Here is a 17,528-nt window from a genome sequence, read left to right as displayed (position 1 = left end):
CCGGACAACTTGATACACACAGAAGACCTCCTTTAAGGATCGTCCCGTGAGGCGAGGAAGGAGTCTATGGTGGAAACACCTGAGACCGCAGAATCATCGCAGGTCATGTCCGTCTCCGATGTGGACCGGGCACTGACGCGCATCGCCCATGAGATCGTCGAGACCCAGCGGGGGACCGACGGACTCATGCTCCTGGGCATCCCGCGCCGCGGCGCCCCCTTGGCCGTACGGCTGGGGGAGAAGCTGGCGCGCATCGATCCCTCCTTCGATCCGAGCGTCTCCGTCGGTGCCCTGGACATCACCATGTACCGGGATGACCTCCGCTCCGGAGCAGCCCGCACCCCTGAACCCACCCATGTGCCTGAGTCGGGCGTGGACGGGGCCACCGTCGTCCTGGTCGACGACGTCCTCTATTCCGGGCGCACCATCCGCGCCGCGCTGGACGCCCTCTCCGACCTCGGCCGGCCCCAGACCGTCCGGCTGGCCGTGCTCGTGGATCGTGGTCATCGTGACCTGCCGATCCGTGCAGACCACGTGGGCAAGAACCTGCCCACCTCCCGTGAGGAGCGTGTCTCGGTGAAGCTGGCGGAGACCGACGGCGTCTCCGCCGACGAAGAGGGCGTGGTGATCACCCGGTGAGGCACCTCCTCTCCACCGCAGACCTCAGCCGGGACGAGGCCCTGAACATTCTCGACACCGCCGAGGAGATGTCCGGAGTCTCCGCCCGGGAGGTCAAGAAGCTTCCCACGCTGCGCGGACGCACTGTGGTCAACCTCTTCTTCGAGGACTCCACCCGGACCCGCATCTCCTTCGAAGCGGCGGCCAAGCGGCTCTCCGCCGATGTCATGAACTTCTCGGCCAAAGGGTCCTCAGTCTCCAAAGGGGAGTCCCTCAAGGACACCGTGCAGACTCTGGAAGCCATCGGAGCCGACGCTGTGGTCATGCGCCACTGGGCCTCCGGCGCCGCCGCCCAGCTGGCCGCCTCCGACTGGACCGACTGCGCGGTGGTCAACGCCGGCGACGGCACCCATGAGCATCCCACCCAGGCCCTGCTGGACGCTCTGACTCTGCGGCGCGGCTGGTCCGCCGCCCACCACGGCCCCGAGCAGTCACCGCGCGGCACCGACCTCTCCGGGATGAAGGTGCTGATCGTCGGAGACATCCTGCACTCACGGGTCGCCCGGTCGAACATCTGGCTGCTCAATACCCTGGGCGCCGAGGTCGGTCTGGTCGCCCCGGCCACACTGCTTCCGGTGGGTGTGGAGACCTGGCCGGTCACCGTCCACTACAGCTTCGACGAGGCCCTGGCCCCCGACTCAGCAGGACGCACCCCAGACGCGGTCATGATGCTTCGCGTGCAGGCAGAGCGCATGGTCGGCGGAGCCTTCTTCCCGACGGCGGCCGAGTACACCCGTCGCTGGGGCCTCACCGATGAGCGCCTCGCCACCCTGGAACGGCTGCGGCTGGGGGAGACCGACAGCCCGGCCATGCTGCTGCATCCGGGGCCGATGAACCGCGGCGTGGAGGTCTCCTCAGCCGCCGCGGACTCTCCGCTGAACCACGCACTCGACCAGGTCTCCCACGGTGTCTCCGTGCGCATGGCGGTGCTCCACCTGCTGCTGACAGGAGCTGATGACTCATGACCGCCCCATCGAACCCCGCTCTGCTGATCACCGGCGCCCGCCCCTACGGCGAGCAGCCCCAGGACCTGCTGATCGCTGAGGGCAGGATCGCCGCCGTCGGGCCTGAAGCCTCCTCTCATGCTGAGCAGCTGCGTGCCCAGGGGACGCAGGTGGAGACCCTCGAGGCGGAGGGCCAGATCGCGCTGCCCGGCCTGGTGGATCTGCACACCCACCTGCGCGAACCGGGACGTGAGGACGCGGAGACGGTGGCCACCGGCTCCCGCGCCGCAGCCCTGGGAGGCTTCACCGCCGTGCATGCGATGGCCAACTCCTCGCCCGTCGCCGATACGGCCGGCGTCGTGGAGCAGGTGCACCGTTTGGGACTGGACGCCGGCTACACCGAGGTCTACCCGGTCGGTGCGGTCACCGTAGGTCTGGCCGGCGAGCAGCTGGCCGAACTGGGCGCTATGGCGGAGAGCTCCGCGCAGGTGCGGATGTTCTCCGACGACGGGCACTGCGTGCACAATCCGGTGCTGATGCGTCGCGCGCTCGAATACGTGAAGACCTTCGACGGCTTCATCGCCCAGCATGCCCAGGAGCCTGCTCTGACCGGCTGGGGCACCGAGACCCCGGCGCAGATGAACGAGGGCTGTGTCTCCGCGGAGCTCGGCCTGCCGGGCTGGCCCGCCGTGGCGGAGGAAGCCATCATCGCCCGAGACGTGCTGCTGGCCCAGCATGTCGGCTCTCGGCTGCACGTCTGCCATGTCTCCACTCGGGGCAGCGTGGAGATCATCCGTTGGGCCAAGGAGCGCGGCATCGACGTGACCGCAGAGGTCACTCCGCATCACCTGATCCTGACCGATGAGCTCGTCCGCAGCTATGACCCGGTGTACAAGGTCAACCCTCCGCTGCGCACCGAGGCCGATGTCCACGCCCTGCGTGAGGGCCTGGCCGACGGCACCATCGACGTCATCGGCACCGATCACGCTCCGCATCCCACCGAGGCCAAGGAATGCGAATGGTCGCAGGCGGCCATGGGGATGACCGGCCTGGAGACTGCGCTGTCCGTGGTGCAGATGACCATGGTGGAGACCGGACTGATCGATTGGCGCCGAGTCGCTGAGATCACCTCCGCCAAGCCTGCTGAGATCTACCGGCACACTCACCAGGGACGTCCGCTGGCCGCCGGTGAGGCCGCCAACCTGATCCTGGTCGACCCTGCCGCCCGCCGCACGGTGGACCCGCTCCAGCACGCTTCCAAGGGCCGCAACTCGCCGTTCCGCGGCATGGAGCTGCCCGGTGAGGTCCGGGCCACCGTCCTCAACGGCCGCGCTGTGGTCCGGGAAGGGGCATTGGTATGACCTTCGCCATGACTATGACCTATATGAACTACTTCTGGGTCTCCCTGGCCGCGATCCTGCTGTTCGGATCGCTGATCTGGCTGGGGTGGCGCAACCGGAAACGACGCCAGAGCAACCTTCCCGCGCCTGCTGAGATCCCAGCCGAGGTCATCGACGCAGAACCGCTGGCCGCAGGGGAGGGCATGGTGATCGGCACCGTGCGCGCTTCCGACTATCTGGACCGGGTTGCGGTCCACGGCCTGGGTCTGCGCACCGACGGTCGTCTGGAGGTCCACGAGGCCGGCGTCGCGGTGCTGCGTGCCGGAGCACCGAACTTTCTCATCATGCGGGAAGCCCTGCGGCACACACGCACCGACCGCGGCGTGGTCGGTAAATTCGTCGAGCGCGACGGTGCGCTCATCGTCGGCTGGCAGCTCGGGGAGGAGCTCGTGGAGACAGCCTTCCGCGCCCGCCACGCCGAAGCCCACCAGCAGCTCCTGGGTGAGCTGCGCACGCTCACCGACCGTGGAGCAGACGCCCACGGCGAGAACCCTGATGAGGAGTCCAACACCCCATGAGAATCGAACCGGCTCTCTTCGTCCTCGAGGACGGAACCGTCCATGAGGGAACAGCCTATGGGGCCCGCGGCAGCCGCCTGGGCGAGGCAGTCTTCTCCACCGGCATGACCGGTTACCAGGAGACTCTCACGGACCCCTCCTATGCACGGCAGATCATCGTGCAGACCGCCCCGCACATCGGCAACACCGGAATCAACGACGAGGACCCCGAGTCCCGGAAGATCTGGGTCGCCGGGTACGTGGTCCGCGACGCCGCCCGCCGCCCCTCCAACTGGCGCTCGGTGCGCAGTCTGGAGGAGGAGCTCACTGCTCAGGACGTGGTGGGCATCAAGGACGTGGACACCCGTGCCATCACCCGCCACCTGCGTGACCACGGCTCCATGCGTGCCGGCGTCTTCTCCGGCGAGGCCGCCTCGCGCCCTGTCGCCGAGCTCGTCGAAGAGGTCCGCAGCCAGCCCGCGATGAAGGGCGCCCGTCTGGCGGAGGAGGTCACGGTGGAGTCCGCCCACGTGGTGGAGCCGGCCGACCACGGATGGCAGGACGAGCCGCTGGCTTCGGTGGCCGCCATCGACCTGGGCCTGAAGAACATGACTCCGGTTCGGATGGCCGAGCGCGGACTGCGCGTGCATGTGCTGCCGGCCAGCACCACCTTCGCCGAGATCGACCAGCTGGACGTCGACGGCGTCTTCCTCTCCAACGGGCCCGGAGATCCGGCCACTGCGGCCACTCAGATCGGCCTGTTGCGTGAGGTGCTGAATGCCAGGAAGCCGTTCTTCGGCATCTGCTTCGGCAACCAGATCTTGGGCCGTGCCCTGGGCTTCGGCACCTATAAGCTGCCCTTCGGTCACCGCGGCATCAACCAGCCGGTGATGGATCACGCCACCGGCAAGGTGGAGATCACCTCGCAGAACCACGGTTTCGCCGTCGATGCCCCCATCGGCGAGGTCGTCACCGCTCCGCAGGAGCAGTACGGCCGGGTGCAGGTCAGCCACTCCAGCCTCAACGACGACGTCGTCGAGGGCCTGCGCTGCCTGGACATCCCCGCGTTCTCCGTGCAGTACCACCCGGAGGCCGCCGCCGGTCCGCATGACTCCGCCTACCTCTTCGACCGATTCGTCGAGATGCTGACCAGCGACCGGGTCACCACCGGCGCCGACACCCTTCCCCCTGAAGACCGGAGGCCCTCGGCCTCCGCCGAGACCACCGGAGGTTCCGCTCTCCATGCCTAAGCGTACCGACCTCAACTCCGTCATGGTGATCGGCTCCGGCCCGATCGTCATCGGCCAGGCCGCCGAGTTCGACTACTCCGGGACCCAAGCACTGCGGGTGCTCAAGGAGGAGGGGGTCCGGGTCATCCTGGTCAACTCGAACCCCGCGACGATCATGACCGACCCGGAGTTCGCCGACGCCACCTATGTGGAGCCGATCAGCCCCGAAGTCGTCGCCAAGATCATCGAGAAGGAGCGCCCTGACGCGCTGCTGCCGACTCTCGGCGGACAGACGGCGCTGAACACTGCCATCGCCCTGGACAAGGACGGGGTGCTCGAGAAGTACGGCGTCGAGCTCATCGGCGCGAACATCGACGCCATCGAGCTCGGTGAGGACCGCGAGAAGTTCAAGGGTGTGGTCGAGCGCTCCGGCGGCGAGTCCGCCCGCTCCAGGATCGTCCACTCCATGGAGGAGGCGCTGGAGGCCGCCGAGGACCTCGGCTACCCGATGGTGGTCCGCCCGTCCTTCACCATGGGCGGCCTCGGCTCCGGCATGGCCTATGACGAGGAGGACCTGCACCGGATCGCCGGCGCGGGCCTGCAGTACTCGCCCACCACAGAGGTGCTCCTGGAGGAGTCCATCCTGGGGTGGAAGGAGTACGAGCTCGAGATGATGCGCGACGCCAACGACAACGTCGTGGTGGTCTGTTCCATCGAGAACCTGGATCCGGTGGGCGTCCACACCGGAGATTCGATCACGGTGGCCCCCGCCATGACGCTGACCGACCGCGAGTATCAGAAGCTGCGCGACATCGCGATCAACGTCATCCGTGAGGTCGGCGTGGACACCGGCGGCTGCAACATCCAGTTCGCCGTGGACCCGAAGAGCGGCCGTGTGGTGGTCATCGAGATGAATCCACGTGTCTCCCGCTCCTCGGCCCTGGCGTCGAAGGCCACCGGCTTCGCCATCGCCAAGATCGCCACGAAGCTCGCCGTGGGCTACACCCTGGATGAGATCCCCAACGACATCACCCAGAAGACCCCGGCCAGCTTTGAGCCGACTCTGGACTATGTGGTCGTCAAGGTCCCGCGCTTCGCCTTCGAGAAGTTCCCAGCGGCGGATCCCACGCTGACCACCACCATGAAGTCCGTCGGTGAGGCCATGGCCATCGGGCGAAACTTCACCGAGACCCTGCAGAAGGCCCTGCGCTCCCTGGAGCAGCGCGGCAGCGAGTTCGACTTCACCCCGGCCGAAGGTCAGGAGCTCGAGGCTCTGCTGGAGGGCATGAGGACTGCGACCACGGATCGGCTCTACCAGGTCCAGCGCGCCCTGCTCTCCGGCGTCTCCTGGGAGAAGATCTTCGAGATCACCGCGATCGACCCCTGGTACCTGGATCAGCTGCAGCTGATCAACGAGGTGGCCGAGTCCGTGCGCACTGCCGATGAGCTCGACGTCGTCACTCTGCGCACAGCCAAGCGCCACGGCTTCTCCGACGAACAGATCGGCGCGCTGCGTCATATGGATCCCGCCGTGGTCCGTGGCGTCCGCCACGCTCTGGGGATCCGCCCGGTCTATAAGACAGTGGACACCTGCGCTGCGGAGTTCCCTGCGTTCACTCCCTACCACTACTCGTCCTATGACAGGGAGGACGAGATCGGTGATCACCAGAAGCCCTCGGTCATCATCCTGGGCTCAGGTCCCAACCGCATCGGACAGGGCATCGAGTTCGACTACTCCTGCGTCCACGCCACGCTGGCGCTGCGAGAGGCCGGCTATGAGACCGTCATGGTCAACTGCAACCCGGAGACTGTCTCCACTGACTACGACGTCTCGACCCGCCTCTACTTCGAACCGCTGACCCTCGAGGACGTCCTGGAGATCATCGCCGCCGAGGAGCGGACCGGCGGCGTGGCCGGCGTCTTCGTCCAGCTGGGCGGACAGACTCCGCTGAAGCTGGCTGAGCAGCTCGCCGACGCCGGGGTGCCCATCCTCGGCACCAGCCCGGAGGCCATCGACCTGGCCGAGGACCGCGGAGAGTTCGACCAGGTCCTGCAGAAGGCTGGGCTGATCGCGCCGAAGAACGGCACCGCCGTCAGCTTCGAGGACGCCAAGCGGGTGGCCGACGGCATCGGATACCCGGTGCTGGTCCGGCCCAGCTACGTCCTGGGCGGACGCGGTATGGAGATCGTCTACGACGAGCCGGGCCTGGAGCGCTACATCGCCAATGCCACGGAGGTCACTCCCGAGCACCCTGTCCTGGTGGACCGGTTCCTGGAGGACGCCATCGAGGTCGACGTCGACGCCCTCTTCGACGGCGAGGAGCTCTACCTCGGCGGCATCATGGAGCACATCGAGGAGGCCGGCATCCATTCGGGCGACTCCGCCTGTGTGCTGCCTCCGATCACCCTCGGCCCCGACATCCTGCAGCGGGTGCGCGAGGCTACCAAGGCCATCGCGGCCGGCGTCGGGGTCCGCGGCCTGATCAACATCCAGTTCGCTGTGGCCTCCGATGTGCTCTACGTGATCGAGGCGAACCCGCGGGCGTCCCGCACCGTCCCCTTCGTCTCCAAAGCCACCGGCGTGCAGCTGGCCAAGGCCGCTGCGCATATCGGCATCGGCATCAGCATCGCTGAGCTGCGTGCCGGCTCCGGCCATCCGAGCGCCGGCGTGCTTCCTGAGTCGGGAGACGGGTCCCTCCTGCCCCCGGGCGCACCGGTCTCGGTCAAGGAGGCTGTGCTGCCCTTCGCCCGCTTCCGCACGCAGGAGGGCCGTGTGGTGGATTCGCTGCTGGGCCCCGAGATGCGCTCCACCGGCGAAGTGATGGGCATCGACAAGCACTTCGACACTGCCTTCGCCAAGTCCCAGCAGGCTGCGAACAACCCGCTGCCCACCTCGGGCAAGGTCTTCGTCTCCGTGGCCAATCGGGATAAGCGTGCGATCATCATGCCGGTCAAACGGCTCAAGGATCTCGGCTTCGACGTGGTCTCCACCGGAGGCACCGCTGATGTGCTGCGCCGCAACGGCATCGAGACCGAAGTCGTCGCGAAGATCGCCGATGTCGACGGCGGCGAGACTGGGACCATCCTGGAAGCGGTTCAGGGCGGAGAGATCGCGCTGATCATCAATACGCCCTCCGGTGGCGACGCGCGCAGCGACGGCTACGAGATCCGCGCCGCCGCCACCTCGATGGGCACCCCGGTTATCACCACCGTGGCCGAGTTCGGTGCCGCCCTGCAGGCCATCGAGGCTCAGCGTCAGTTCACCTGGTCGGTCTCTTCGCTGCAGGAGCACGAGCAGCGGCTGGCTGAGGCGGCGGGCCGGTGACAGCAGCGCCTGAGGGCTCGGGTGGTTTCGGGGCCAGACTCACCGCGGCCATGGAGCGACATGGACGCCTCTGCGTGGGTCTCGACCCGCACCCGGGCATGCTCACCACCTGGGGACTGAACGACGACGCCTCCGGGCTGCGAGAGTTCGGTCACCGGGTGATCGCCGCGACGGCCGGCCGGGCTGGCGTGATCAAGCCGCAGGTGGCCTTCTTCGAGCGCTACGGCGTCTCCGGGATGCAGGCCCTGGCAGAGATCCAGCGTGAGGCACGTGAGGCCGGGCTCCTGGTCATCGCCGACGCCAAGCGAGGAGACATCGGCTCCACGATGGCCGCCTACGCCGAGGCGTGGCTCGACCCGGAGTCCGAGTTCGCCGCCGACGCCCTCACCGTCACCCCTTTCCTGGGCTTCGGTTCGCTGGCCCCGGCCGTGGAGGCCGCGGCTCGGCATGGGGCAGGGCTCTTCGTGCTGGCGCTGACCTCCAATCCGGAGGGGCAGCAGGTGCAGCTGGCCGCGCGTGAGCATGTGACTGTGGCCGAGCAGATCGTCCGTGCAGTCGCTCAGGCGGACACCGGCCGGGAAGCGGGGCAGGAGGGCCTGGCCGACATCGGTCTGGTCGTCGGGGCCACCACGGCGAGTCTGGCGGCCGAGCACGGCATCGACCTCACGGCCGGGCCCATGCCGATCCTGGCCCCCGGATACGGGGCTCAGGGCGCAACGGCCCAGAGCCTGCGTGCAGGGTTCGGAGCTGCTTACCCCCAGGTGCTGGTGAACGCTTCACGGAGCATCCTGGCCGCAGGGCCGGCCCCCAAGGCGTTGGCGGAGGCTGTCGAGAGGGCAGCGGCCGAGCTGCGCTGAGCTGGTCTGCCTGGGGGCTGAGCTGGAGCTTCTCTGCGGAAAACGGACTCGGGCGGGTCAGAGGCTATTGCCCCTCGAGGAGATTGCCGCTAGATTCTGGCACATGTGATGTCCGGTGCGCCGCACCGCCCCACTTGGAGGAGAATCAACCGTGGCTCTGCGAGAACTCAGCACAGAAGAACGCGATAAGGCCCGGAAGAAGGCGCTGGCAGCACGGATCGAGCGTGCTGAGCTGAAGCAGAGCTTCGGGGCGGGCAAGACCAGCTTCCCCGATGTCCTGAAGAAGGCCGACTCCTCGGAGGCCGTCGCTCGTCTCAAGACTCTCGAGCTGCTGGAGGCGCTCCCCGGCATCGGCCGTGTCACCGCTGGCAAGGTCTTGGAGGAGCTGGGCATCTCGGAGAACCGCCGCATCGGCGGGCTCGGAGTCAAGCAGCGTGCGGCGCTGTCCGATTATCTGGCCAGCCTGAGCTGAGCGGATCGGGTGTCCCGACCCCAGCGGGACCACTCTCGTTGAACGGATGAAGCTCTTGTGTCTCGCGTCCGAACCCGGTGGACTCAGAACATGACGCACGACTCACGTTCTGAGGAGAGCTGCTATGGGGCTGCTGGACACCGCCGTCTGGGACGGGAAGATCTTCGTCGACGAATGGACCTCAGGTTCTGGAGGCACCCGGCCGGTCGTCGAACCGGCCACGTCCCAGCAGCTGGGCACCCAAGGATTCGCCACGGCCGAGGATGTGCGGCGAGCCGCGGCGTCGGCCGCCGCCGCGCAGAAGGATTGGGTGCGGACGAAGCCGGAGGAGCGGGCCGCCCTGGTGCGCAGAGCGGGTGATCTCTTCGAAGAGCACGCCGAGGAGATCCACGGGTGGATCCAGCGTGAGTCCGGTGGGATCGCGGCCAAAGCCGGCCTGGAGACCCACGTGGCCGCCGCTGAATGCTTCGACGCCGCCGCGCTTCCCACTCTCGCTCAGGGTGAGGTGCTCTCATCCAACGATGACCGTTGGTCCTTCGCCCGCCGCCGTCCCCTAGGTGTGGTCTCAGTGATCGCGCCCTTCAACTTTCCCCTGATCCTGGCCATCCGGGCCGTGGCGCCCGCCCTGGCACTGGGCAACGCCGTTCTGCTGAAGCCGGATCCGCGCACCACCGTCTCCGGCGGCGTCACCATCATGCGCATCTTCGAGGAGGCCGGTCTGCCGGTGGGCCTGCTCCCGTCTGCTCAAGCGTGCTCATCTGGAGCTCGGCGGCAAGAACGCGATGATCGTGCTGGAGGATGCGGACCCCGCTCAGGCCGCCTCCGCCGCTGCGTTCGGCTCCTTCATGCATCAGGGCCAGATCTGCATGGCGGCAGGGCGTCACATCGTCCACGACGCCGTCTACGACGAGTACGTCTCTACGCTCGCAGACAAGGCCAAGAACCTGCCGGTGGGCGACCCTGTCGAGAGCAGCACTGCGATCGGTGCGATCATCGATGAGAACCAGCTGAGCCGCATCGAGGCGATCGTGCAGGACGCCGTATCGGCCGGCGCGAAGGTCGCCGCCGGAGGAAGCTCCTCCGGTGCCTATTACAGCCCGACGGTGCTGACCGATCTGGCGCCGGACAATCGTGCCTGGCGTGAGGAGATCTTTGGTCCGGTGGCTCCGGTGATCCGTTTCTCCGACCTGGAGGAGGCCATCGCGCTGGCGCAGGACAATGAGGATGGGCTCTCCCTGGGCGTCCTGGGCGATGTGAGCCAGGCGATGGCCATCGCCGATCGGGTCACCTCTGGGAAGGTCCATATCAATGAGCAGACGGTCTCCGATGAGGCCCATGCGCCGTTCGGAGGGTTCAAGAGCTCCGGCAACGGGACGCGCATCGGTGGGGCCAGCACCAATCTCGAGGCGTTCACTGAGATTCAGTGGCTGACGATGCGCCCGGAGATCGCCCCCTACCCCTTCTGAGGGCGATAGGATGTGGGGCATGCCCTTGCAGGATCAGCAGCAGCCCACCGTCACCGTCCTCGCCGGCCCGACCTCTGTGGGCAAGTCCACGATGAGTCGGTTCATCCGCAGCGCCTACCCGCAGGTGCACTTCTCCGTCTCTGCGACCACGCGGCCTCCTCGCCCAGGTGAGGTGGAGGGTGAGGACTATCTCTTCATCGATCCGGTGCGCTTCGACGAGCTGGTGGAGGCCGGGGCGTTCCTGGAATGGGCCACGGTCCACCAGAAGCACCGCTACGGCACGCTGCGCTCCACTGTGGAGGAGGCGTTGGCGGAAGGCAGGAGCGTGCTGCTGGAGATCGACCTGCAGGGCGCGCGACAGGTGAGGCAGACCATGCCGGAGGCTCAGTTCGTCTTCCTCGCCCCTCCGACCTGGGACGACCTGGTCTCACGGCTGATCGGGCGGGGCACCGAGAGCGAGGACGAACAGCAGCGGCGCCTGGAAACCGCTAAGATGGAACTTGCGGCAGAATCGGAATTCGACGTGACCGTCACCAATGACGACGTCGAACGTGCCGCAGCCGAACTGGTGAAGCTCATGGGCTTCGACCCAGCCGCATGAGGCCGAGACCAGCCACAGACTTTCCCCGACCGCAACCGAAGGACGCAGTTTCAAGTGACCGAGCAGCTCGAAGGCATCATCAATCCGCCGATCGACTCCCTGATGGAGAAGAGCACCTCCAAGTACGCCCTGGTGCTCTTCGCCGCCAAGCGTGCCCGTCAGATCAACGCCTACTACGCGCAGCTGCACGAGGGCCTCTTCGAGTACGTGGGCCCGCTGGTGGACACCAAGCTGAACGAGAAGCCGCTGTCCATCTCGCTGCGTGAGATCAACGAGGGCCTGCTGGTGAACCACCCCGCAGAGGCTCCGGCTTCCTGAGCCGCCGAATCGTCGGAAGACATCGACCTGATGCGCATCGTTCTCGGGGTCAGCGGAGGTATCGCCGCCTATAAGGCGGTACACCTGCTGAGACTCCTCCGAGAGGATGGGCATCAGGTCGATGTCATTCCCACGCCCTCCTCCTTGGAGTTCATCGGCCGTGCCACCTGGGAGGCCATCAGCGGCCGTCCGGTGACCACCTCCGTGTTCGAAGGCGTGGAACAGGTCCGGCATGTCCGCCTGGGCCAGGAGGCCGACCTGGTGGTCGTCGCCCCCGCCACAGCGGATCTGCTCGCTCGGGCCCGTGCGGGAACGGCCGATGACCTGCTGACCTCTACGCTGCTGGCCACCCAGGCTCGGACACTTCTGGTGCCCGCCATGCATACCGAGATGTGGCAGAACCCCGCCACTGTCGAGAACGTCGCCGTGCTGCGGCAGCGCGGCCTCCACGTCATGGATCCTGCTGTGGGACGCCTGACCGGCACGGATTCCGGGCCCGGACGCCTGCCGGAGCCTGAGGACATCAAAGCTCGTGTGGACCAGATCAGCGCTGGCGGCGTTCAGCGGCATGTCCGTCCGCAGGGCGAACCCGACGCCGCTCCGTCCGGTCGGCTCAGCGGCCGCACAGTGGTCATCACCGCAGGAGGCACCCGGGAGCCCCTTGACCCGGTGCGCTACCTGGGCAACCGGTCTTCGGGGAAGCAGGGCATCGCCCTGGCTCTGGAGGCTGCGGCCCAGGGTGCTGAGGTCACGCTGATCACCGGCATCATCGACGCCGAGCTCCCCCCTGAGCTGCCGGGCAATCTGACACGGCAGAGCGTGGAGACGGCCCACCAGCTCCAACAGGCGGTGCTGGGTGCCGCCGAGCACGCCGATATGCTCATCATGGCCGCCGCCGTCGCCGACTTCCGCCCGGCCGAATATGCCCAGGCGAAGATCAAGAAGTCCGAGGGCGGCGAGAACCCGGTGATCACCTTGGAACGCAATCCAGACATCCTCGCCGACCTGGTGCGGCGACGGAACTCCTCCGGCCGCGGCCCCGGTGTGATCGTGGGGTTCGCTGCCGAGACCGGCGACGAAGGCACCGACCCGCTGGATCTCGCTCAGCAGAAGCTGCTGCGCAAGGGCTGCGAGCTTCTGGTCTTCAACCGTGTCGGAGAGGACCTCGTCTTCGGACAGGACCAGACCGAAGTGCACATTCTGGCCTCCTTCGGTGCCCAGGGAGTGCTCGGAGAAGCCGAGCCGGTGCACGTCACCGGGTCCAAGCAGGAAGCGGCCTCCGCCGTCGTCGCCCGTGCCGCCCAGCTGCTGGAAGCGACCCAGCAGCTCTGAGCCCTCCTCCGCTCCCAGGCCCTCGTCTCAGGGGAAACCGCGGAGCGACTGCGTCCCCATATGACACTCCGGATGAGTCCGCAGATGCTCCAGCGATAGGATGATCCGGTGACCCCTTCTGATTCTCTGCGCCTGTTCTCTTCGGAGTCGGTGACGATCGGCCATCCGGACAAGATCTGCGACCAGATCTCTGACGCCATCTTGGACGCCATGCTGGCGGCCGACCCGGACTCCCGCGTCGCTGTTGAGACGCTGACCACCACCGGACTGGTGCATGTGGTCGGTGAAGTCACCACCTCCGGCTATGTGGAGATCCCGCAGATCGTGCGGAACACGCTGCTGGACATCGGCTATGACTCCTCGGCCAACGGCTTCGACGGCGCCCGAGTGGGCGTCTCGGTCAGCATCGGCCAACAGTCCCCGGACATCGCTGGAGGGGTGTTCAACTCGCTGGAGGCTCGCGGCGGCGCCCAGGATCCCCGCGATGCACAGGGTGCAGGCGACCAGGGCATCATGTTCGGCTATGCCACCAATGAGACCGACACCTATATGCCCACCTCCATCGCGTTGGCGCACCGGCTCTCCGCCCAGCTGACCCAGGTGAGGCAGAAGGGCGGGTTGGAGTACCTGCGCCCCGACGGCAAGACCCAGGTCACCATCGGCTACGACGGCGCGCGGCCTGTGGCTCTGGACACTGTGGTGGTCTCGACCCAGCACGAGGACCTGGTGACACAGGAGCAGCTGCAGGCGGACATCTCCTCCCACGTCATCGCACCGGTGATCGAGGCCTCGGGCCTGGACGCCGCATCGCACCATGAGATCATCAACCCCTCCGGCCCCTTCGTGGTCGGAGGACCGGTGGGCGACGCCGGCCTGACCGGCCGCAAGATCATCGTGGACACCTACGGCGGCTACGCTCGGCACGGCGGCGGCGCCTTCTCCGGCAAGGACCCCTCCAAGGTGGACCGCTCCGCCGCCTACGCCATGCGCTGGGTCGCGAAGAACGTGGTCGCCGCCGGACTGGCCGATCGGGCCGAGATCCAGATCGCCTACGCCATCGGCCGCGCCCACCCCGTGGGTGTCTACGTGGAGACCTTCGGCACGGAGAAGGTGGACCCGGTGCAGATCGCGGCTGCGATCCGGGAAGTCTTCGACCTGCGCCCGCTGGGCATCATCGAGGACCTGGATCTGAAGCGCCCCATCTACCGAGAGACGGCGAAGAACGGTCACTTCGGCCGAGAAGGCCAATCCTTCCCCTGGGAGCGGCTGGACCGAGTGGAGGCGCTGCGCAGCTTCTTCGACGCCTGAGCGCGTCCGAGGAGTCTCGATGGACCACGATGGGCCGCAAGACGTTGATCACCCTGACGTCGTCGTCCACCAGTGACAGGATGTGGGGGAGGACGGCGGCCGTAGTCTGCCGTATGGACATCGACCGCCCAGGAGGGTATCCATGCCACGCTTCTCCTCCCGCAGCCCCCTTGCCCGCAACGACGCCGAGCGCGCAGTGCTTCGTGGACTCGTGGAGAACATCGGATACGAGGTCGTGCCGTTCAAGACGGCTGAGGAGAAGGTGCTGGGCGCGGTGCCGACCGAGGTGCCGCTGACCATCACCGCCACCGGCGACAAGGGGCTGGACCCCACGCTCACCCTCAGCGAGACTCTGGTCCGCCAGGGCTACAGCGTCGCCCCACATATCCCGGCGCGGATGGTGTCCGGACCCGGCGAGCTGGACGAGATCGTGAGTCGTCTGGAGTCTGCCGGGATCGACCGGCTCGTCGTCATCGGCGGTGATGCCGAGGAGCCTGCCGGGGAGTTCCACCAGGCTGTGGATCTGCTGAAGGCACTGCAGACGCGTGGGCACCACTTGAGGGACATCGGGATCGGGGGGTACCCAGAAGGCCATGCCTTCTTCCCAGACGAGGCCATCGATCAAGCCCTTCGCGACAAAGCCCCCTACGCCGATCGTGTCCTCACTCAGATCTGCTTCAGTCCGGAGACGCTCATCCGATGGGGCGAACGCATCCGCTCCGAAGGTGTGGAGCTTCCTGTCTTCACAGGCATGCCGGGCCCGGTGAGCCGTCCGAAGCTGATGCGCATCTCGGCGTCGCTGGGTCTGGGGCAGTCGGCGAACTTCCTGAAGAAGCAGCAGAACATGTTCTGGAAGTTCTTCAGCCCCTCAGGCTATAGGCCCACCCGACTGATCCGCGGCCTGGTCCGTGAGCTCGGCCAGTCACGGACCTTGATCACCGGATTCCACATCTTCACCTTCAACGAGCTGGAAGCTGTCGAGAGCTGGCGTCGAGAGCTGCGGCAGGCCAGTCGAGATGACCAGTGAGGAGCACCTGTGAGGCGCGCCTCCATGTCGCTGCGGACCGATACGATCGGACTATGTCCGGTGCAGGAACCCCAGATCCAGCTCAGCAGCCTGCGCTGCTCGATGCGTTGGCCCCGCCGCCTCCGCAGAAGCTGCCTGCCGGATCGGCGGAGCACCTGCCCATCGCCCAGGTGCTGATCGAGTCGCCGGTGCCGCATCTGGACCGTGCCTTCGACTATGCGGTGCCCATCGATCTGGACGAGAAGGTCGTACCGGGCTGCCGCGTGAAGGTGCGCTTCTCCGGCCGAGAGATGTCCGGCTATGTGCTCAGCCGCCGGCAGAGGCCGGAGACCTCCTCCCGGCTCTCGCTGATCACCAAGGTCGTCTCGGCGCTGCCGGTCGTCTCACCCGAAGTGCAGGAGCTCGCGGAGAAGGTGGCCACCCGGGGAGCCGGGGTCACCTCTGATGTCCTCCGGGCCGCTGTGCCCTCGCGTGTGGCGCGCGTCGAGAAGGAGTTCGAAGACCTCCCGGTTCCTGAGCCTGTGCCCGCCGCTGAGGAGCCCGGGCCGCGTCAGGCCGATCTGGCCCTGAAGTCCTTCGGGCCTCAGGGGTGGCCGCAGAAGATCCTCGAGGCGGTGCGCCGCTGCTATGAGACCGGTGGGGACGCCGTCGTCGTCCTTCCGGACCAGCGTGATGTGGACCGTGCCGCCGAGCTGCTCGAGGCGGAGTTCGGCGACAGGGTGGCGCGGCTCAGTGCAGAGATGGGCCCGACGCCGCGCTACCGATCCTTCCTGCGTCTGCGCTACGGGCAGGCGCAGATCGCAGTGGGTACGCGCTCGGCGATCTTCGCCCCCGTTCCCGCCCCGCGGCTGCTGATCGTGCTGGACGACGCCGAGCACACCCACGCTGAGTCGCGAGCCCCCTATCACCACGTGCGTGAGGTGGCGCTGCTGCGGACCGTGCTCACAGGCTCTTCTCTCCTGTTCCTCTCCACCTCTCGCAGCCTGGAGGTCCAACGGCTGGTGGAGCGGGGGTGGCTCGAGGACCTCGCGCCGTCCCGGGAAGTTCGCCGCGAGGCCTCGCCGCGGATGGTCTCCACCGCCGACTCCTATCAGCAGGAGAGGGAACCTGCCTCTCGTCAGGCGCGGCTGCCGGCGGCGGCCTACCGCGCGGCGCGTGAGGGCCTGCAGCAGGGGCCGGTGCTCATCCAGGTGGCTCGCAGCGGCTTCGTCCCGGCGGTGATCTGCGAGCGGTGCCGCAGTCGGCAACAGTGCCCGAGCTGCCATGGTCCGTTGGCCGCGCCGCCGCACCATGGTCAGTCGGGGACGCTGCGCTGCCGCTGGTGCGGGCTGCACCATCGGGGCCATCGCTGCGCCGAGTGCGGGCATGCTGGGTTCCGCGCGGGCTCCCGCGGTGCCGACCGTACTGCTCAGGAGCTGGGCCGGGCCTTCCCGAACACTCCGGTGATCTCCTCGACCGCAGATCACCCGGTGACTCTCGTCGGCCGGGACCCGGCCGTGGTGGTGAGCACCCCTGGGGTCGAGCCTGTGGCTCCGGAGGGCTACACGGCGGCGCTGCTGTTGGACGGGGACTCTCAGCTCTCGCGGGAGGGCCTGGACGTGCCGCGCCAGGTGCTCGACCGATGGTTCCGTGCGGCTTCGCTGGTGCGTCCCCACCGCGGCACCCCTGAGGAGTCCGGGACGGTGGTGGTCACCGCGGACATGGAGGAGCTGACCGCTGCGCTGGTGCGCTGGGATCCTGTGGGTTACGCCCGTCGAGAGCTCTATAACCGGTGGGAGCTGGGACTCCCTCCGGCCACTCGCATGCTGAGCCTGACGGGAGAGCAGGCGGAGGCCGAGGCGTTCATCCGCCAGGTTCAGCTGCCGGAGGGGGTGGACTGGATCGGGCCGACCCATATGGAGGACGGCCGGCACCGCTATCTGCTGTTCTTCGGGTATGCCCAGGCCGAAGCGCTCGTGGGCGAGATCCGTCGCATTCGGCGCACGCACAGTGCTCAGCCGGCCGGTCGGACGCCGAGCCAGCGTGGGCTGAGGATCGCCGTCGACGACCTGGAGGCCCTGCAGATCTGAACCCT

The 17,528-nt window shown here is 67.5% G+C and carries 14 protein-coding genes and 1 pseudogene; all 15 read left to right on the top strand.

Going from position 1 to position 17,528, the window contains the following annotated elements; genetic code table 11:
• The first annotated feature begins 66 nt into the window (after positions 1-66).
• The 15 genes and pseudogenes from pyrR (at position 67) to JOF45_RS06055 (ending at position 17,523) form a co-directional block, all read left to right on the top strand.
• Complete coding sequence (gene pyrR, locus JOF45_RS06125; RefSeq protein ID WP_210048529.1) at positions 67-639, top strand: bifunctional pyr operon transcriptional regulator/uracil phosphoribosyltransferase PyrR; 573 nt, start codon at positions 67-69, stop codon at positions 637-639.
• Positions 636-1,643 carry an aspartate carbamoyltransferase catalytic subunit gene (locus JOF45_RS06120; RefSeq protein WP_210048527.1) on the top strand — a complete coding sequence of 336 codons (1,008 nt, stop codon included), beginning with the start codon at positions 636-638 and terminating at the stop codon, positions 1,641-1,643. Before pyrR ends, JOF45_RS06120 begins: the two co-directional genes overlap by 4 nt.
• Positions 1,640-2,983 carry a dihydroorotase gene (locus JOF45_RS06115; RefSeq protein ID WP_210048524.1) on the top strand — a complete coding sequence of 448 codons (1,344 nt, stop codon included), beginning with the start codon at positions 1,640-1,642 and terminating at the stop codon, positions 2,981-2,983. The genes JOF45_RS06120 and JOF45_RS06115 overlap by 4 nt, the downstream gene beginning before the upstream one ends.
• The gene (locus JOF45_RS06110) at positions 2,980-3,540 is read left to right on the top strand and encodes a PH-like domain-containing protein (protein WP_210048523.1); all 561 of its coding nucleotides are present in this window, start codon (positions 2,980-2,982) and stop codon (positions 3,538-3,540) included. Before JOF45_RS06115 ends, JOF45_RS06110 begins: the two co-directional genes overlap by 4 nt.
• On the top strand, positions 3,537-4,769 hold the full coding sequence (gene carA / locus JOF45_RS06105; protein WP_210048521.1) for a glutamine-hydrolyzing carbamoyl-phosphate synthase small subunit: 1,233 nt from the start codon (positions 3,537-3,539) through the stop codon (positions 4,767-4,769). The genes JOF45_RS06110 and carA overlap by 4 nt, the downstream gene beginning before the upstream one ends.
• Positions 4,762-8,073 carry a carbamoyl-phosphate synthase large subunit gene (gene carB / locus JOF45_RS06100; RefSeq protein ID WP_210048519.1) on the top strand — a complete coding sequence of 1,104 codons (3,312 nt, stop codon included), beginning with the start codon at positions 4,762-4,764 and terminating at the stop codon, positions 8,071-8,073. Before carA ends, carB begins: the two co-directional genes overlap by 8 nt.
• Positions 8,070-8,930, top strand: coding sequence for an orotidine-5'-phosphate decarboxylase (pyrF, locus tag JOF45_RS06095; RefSeq protein ID WP_342591413.1), 861 nt, complete (start codon positions 8,070-8,072; stop codon positions 8,928-8,930). Before carB ends, pyrF begins: the two co-directional genes overlap by 4 nt.
• 151 nt (positions 8,931-9,081) lie before the next feature.
• Entirely contained in the window at positions 9,082-9,402 is a 321-nt protein-coding gene (gene mihF / locus JOF45_RS06090; RefSeq protein ID WP_210048517.1) for an integration host factor, actinobacterial type, read from the top strand.
• Between the two features lie 124 nt (positions 9,403-9,526).
• Positions 9,527-10,868: pseudogene (locus tag JOF45_RS06085) on the top strand (aldehyde dehydrogenase family protein).
• 19 nt (positions 10,869-10,887) lie between these two features.
• A complete protein-coding gene (gene gmk, locus JOF45_RS06080; protein ID WP_210048515.1) occupies positions 10,888-11,469 on the top strand; it encodes a guanylate kinase in 582 nt (193 codons plus the stop codon).
• A 54-nt stretch (positions 11,470-11,523) separates the two neighbouring features.
• Positions 11,524-11,787, top strand: a complete 264-nt coding sequence (gene rpoZ, locus JOF45_RS06075; RefSeq protein ID WP_210048513.1) for a DNA-directed RNA polymerase subunit omega — start codon at positions 11,524-11,526, stop codon at positions 11,785-11,787.
• 30 nt (positions 11,788-11,817) lie between these two features.
• Positions 11,818-13,119, top strand: a complete 1,302-nt coding sequence (gene coaBC / locus JOF45_RS06070; RefSeq protein ID WP_210048511.1) for a bifunctional phosphopantothenoylcysteine decarboxylase/phosphopantothenate--cysteine ligase CoaBC — start codon at positions 11,818-11,820, stop codon at positions 13,117-13,119.
• A 108-nt stretch (positions 13,120-13,227) separates the two neighbouring features.
• On the top strand, positions 13,228-14,427 hold the full coding sequence (gene metK, locus JOF45_RS06065) for a methionine adenosyltransferase (RefSeq protein ID WP_342591412.1): 1,200 nt from the start codon (positions 13,228-13,230) through the stop codon (positions 14,425-14,427).
• A gap of 142 nt (positions 14,428-14,569) precedes the next feature.
• The gene (locus tag JOF45_RS06060) at positions 14,570-15,454 is read left to right on the top strand and encodes a methylenetetrahydrofolate reductase (protein WP_210048510.1); all 885 of its coding nucleotides are present in this window, start codon (positions 14,570-14,572) and stop codon (positions 15,452-15,454) included.
• A gap of 53 nt (positions 15,455-15,507) precedes the next feature.
• A complete protein-coding gene (locus tag JOF45_RS06055) occupies positions 15,508-17,523 on the top strand; it encodes a primosomal protein N' family DNA-binding protein (RefSeq protein WP_210048509.1) in 2,016 nt (671 codons plus the stop codon).
• Positions 17,524-17,528: the final 5 nt, after the last annotated feature.

The sequence above is a fragment of the Nesterenkonia lacusekhoensis genome, from assembly GCF_017876395.1.
Classification (GTDB): Bacteria; Actinomycetota; Actinomycetes; order Actinomycetales; family Micrococcaceae; genus Nesterenkonia; species Nesterenkonia lacusekhoensis.
Note: the sequence above shows the minus strand (reverse complement) of the source record. Positions and strands in the feature narration are given on the sequence as shown.